The organism is Rhizobium sp. 18055, from assembly GCF_902706285.1.
Classification (GTDB): Bacteria; Pseudomonadota; Alphaproteobacteria; order Rhizobiales; family Rhizobiaceae; genus Rhizobium.
Map to the genome: position 1 here is coordinate 1 of NZ_CACSKD010000257.1, position 449 is coordinate 449.

Consider the following 449-nt stretch of genomic DNA (forward strand, 5'->3'; position numbering starts at 1 on the left):
AAGGTACCCCAGCGCCTCGGACGACCTACCCTCCGAGGATCGCCGTGAAACCAGAAGAAGCAGCGCCTCCGGATGGCCGCATCGCGCCGCCGTCTCAGCCAAGTCGTCACCGTCCTTCGAATGTCCGTCGGCATAGAAGTCCTTGGCGGCACTGAACATAGCGTCCGCATCGTGATACTGGGAGCCCATCCAGTTCATGTGTCGGGCGACGTATGGGCTCCGGGCCACACCTCTGCCGTCTTCGAGCATCCTCGCAAGATACCGATAGGCTCCACCGCTTCCCTGAACGGCCGTCCAATACATGGCGCCGTACGCAGCAGACGGATGGTTTCGAGCGATCGCCTGATCAGCCACGGTGGTGGCCGTCGGGTCCAAATTCGACTCGCACGATGCCGCGGGACCCGCTGCGGACATGAGCGCCGCTGCGCTGACCCCGAGCAGGCGATTGA

General features: G+C 63.7%; 1 protein-coding gene. It reads right to left on the minus strand.

All coding sequences use genetic code 11. The features are described 5' to 3' along the window. Nucleotides 1-228: hypothetical protein (locus GVL52_RS30695; RefSeq protein ID WP_210254130.1), on the minus strand; the 228-nt coding region annotated here is incomplete at its 3' end. Between the last annotated feature and the right edge of the window lie 221 nt (nt 229-449).